The 2295-nt window shown below is 71.8% G+C and carries 2 protein-coding genes and 1 pseudogene; 2 read left to right on the top strand and 1 reads right to left on the bottom strand.

The window, feature by feature from the left end; translation table 11 throughout:
- Together HW445_RS27550 and HW445_RS27545 are read left to right on the top strand one after the other, a co-directional pair.
- Positions 1 to 222: pseudogene (locus tag HW445_RS27550) on the top strand (sugar phosphate isomerase/epimerase); the annotation flags it as partial.
- Positions 223 to 597: 375 nt separating this feature from the next.
- On the top strand, positions 598 to 1620 hold the full coding sequence (locus HW445_RS27545; protein ID WP_180223582.1) for a polysaccharide deacetylase family protein: 1023 nt from the start codon (positions 598 to 600) through the stop codon (positions 1618 to 1620).
- A 103-nt stretch (positions 1621 to 1723) separates the two neighbouring features.
- On the opposite strand, the gene HW445_RS27540 is transcribed toward HW445_RS27545, so the two are convergent.
- Positions 1724 to 2295, bottom strand: a 572-nt coding sequence (locus HW445_RS27540; RefSeq protein ID WP_180223581.1) for a hypothetical protein, incomplete at its 5' end; no start/stop codon positions are given.

The following is a 2295-nucleotide window of genomic DNA, read 5'->3' as shown; positions in this document are numbered from 1 at the left end:
GTCGCCGACTGGGTGACCCCGCTGCCCGCGGGCGTGCTGCTGGGCCGCGGGCAACTCGGCGACGGCTGCGTGGACATGCGCCGGCTGCGCGAACTGGTCGACGCCGCCGGCTACGCCTCAGGACCGATCGAGGTGGAGATCTTCAACGAGGGCCTCTGGGCCCGTGACGGCTCCGAGGTGCTCGCCGAGGTGACGGAACGGTACGCGGCCCACGTCCTCTGACGCTCCGGGAAACCCTCGGACGTCACCGGGAACCCCCGCACGTTCCCGCGTGGCACGGATGCGGCGCCTTTCCGGTTCGAAACATTCGCGCCAATAAACACCGGCCGGCGCCGCATACGGCCACACTTTTCGATCGCTCGCGAAATGCGCGCCCCATCCACCGCCCTCACCAGCAACTACGCCTCGCGCCACCACACTTGAGCGAAGCGAAGCTTTCGAATTCCACTCCGAAAGCGTTGACAATCCCGGCGCAGGACGGTTCACACTGTCGGTGGTTCCGGCGCGCCGTATACAGCGGCGCGCCGCCGACTCCCGTTCCACGGCCGGGCCATCGGTCCCGGCTGTCCTTCGTCACGGAGAAAGGGACATCCCCCCATGCGTTTCGCACGTGTTCCCGCGCTTCGTTCCAGAGCAGGACTCCGCTCCGCACTGGGCGCGCTCGCCGCCGTCGCCCTGGCCGCGGCGGCCACCACCACGCTCGCCGCCGGCCCCTCCCAGGCCGCCCCGGACCGGGCCACCGCCTGCAACGGCTACGTCGGACTCACCTTCGACGACGGCCCGTCCGGCCAGACGCCCGCCCTCCTCAACGCCCTCAAGCAGAGCGGGCTACGGGCGACCATGTTCAACCAGGGCAGCTACGCCGCGTCCAACAGCTCCCAGGTCCGTGCCCAGGTCGACGCCGGCATGTGGGTCGGCAACCACAGCTGGGACCACCCGCACATGACCCAGCTCTCCCAGGCGTCCATGGACTCGCAGATCTCCCGGACCCAGCAGGCCATCGCGAGCGCAGGCGGCGGCACCCCGAAGCTGTTCCGTCCGCCCTACGGCGAGACCAACGCGACCCTCAAGTCGGTGGAGGCCAAGTACGGCCTGACCGAGGTCCTCTGGGACGTCGACTCGCAGGACTGGAACAACGCCAGCACCGACGCCATCGTGCAGGCCGCGGGCCGGCTGACCAACGGGCAGATCATCCTGATGCACGACTGGCCCGCCAACACCCTCGCGGCGATCCCGCGGATCGCGCAGACCCTGTCGAGCAAGGGACTGTGCGCCGGCATGATCTCGCCGTCGACCGGCCGCGCGGTCGCCCCCGACGGGTCGGGCGGCGGCGGCACCACGCCTCCGCCGACCGGGGGTTGTACGGCGACCCTCTCCGCCGGCACGTCGTGGAGCGACCGGTACAACCTCAACGTCTCGGTCTCCGGCTCGAACACCTGGAAGGTGACCGTGAGGGTCCCGTCCCCGGAGAAGATCGCCACCACCTGGAACGTCAACGCGACCTATCCCGACGCCCAGACCCTGGTGGCCACGCCGAACGGCAGCGGCAACAACTGGGGGATGACGATCATGAAGAACGGCAGCAGCACCTGGCCGACGGTCTCCTGCAGCACCAGCTGACCGTGTGCCCGGCGTGAGCCCGGGCGGGCGCGGTGGCAGCCGTCACCGCGCCCGTCCCCTGCCGTCACCCGCCCCGTCCCCGTCACCGGCGGGGGGCCTCGGCTCAGCTCCCGCACACCCCGAAGTCCCGCCATCCCGTCGCTGGCAGCCGCCAGTCGTCGTCTCCCGCGTAGCCGGCGACCTCCCGGCGGCTCACGCTCACTCCCCCGTCCTCCTGGCGCCCCACGTACCGGGAGAGCGTCCCGTCCCCGCCCGACTGGAACACCTGGAGTTCGGCACGGCCGTCGTGGTCGGCGTCGGCCGTGCGCACCCCCTCGACGAAGGACCGGGACGGCATGCGGATCGGGCCGGTGCGGCTGCCGCTCAGGTCACGGGCGAGCGGCCCGTAGCGCACCTCGTGGGCGGGCATGACGCTGTTGGTGGAGTCGCCGCTGTCCCGCCGGCTGGAGAAGAGGGCCAGGTCGAGGTAGCCGTCGCCGTCGAAGTCGCCGAACGTCCCGCGGGTCGCCATGCCCTCGCGCAGGGCGCCCCTCAGCTTCTGCCAGAGGCCGCGCGCCTCGTCCACCGTGACGCGTGTGTATCCGCCGCCCTGGCCGCCGGCACCGTCGCCCTCGCCGCCCTCACCGTCGCCCTCGCCGCCCGCGTCGGCGAAGAGGACCGCCGCCCTTCCGTCCG

The organism is Streptomyces sp. UH6, from assembly GCF_013421635.1.
Taxonomy (GTDB): Bacteria; Actinomycetota; Actinomycetes; order Streptomycetales; family Streptomycetaceae; genus Streptomyces; species Streptomyces abyssomicinicus.
Note: the sequence above shows the minus strand (reverse complement) of the source record. Positions and strands in the feature narration are given on the sequence as shown.

Coding starts and splice junctions, on each gene's coding strand:
- HW445_RS27545 (WP_180223582.1), top strand. CDS start 598: ATGCGTTTCGCACGTGTTCCCGCGCTTCGTTCCAGAGCAGGACTCCGC.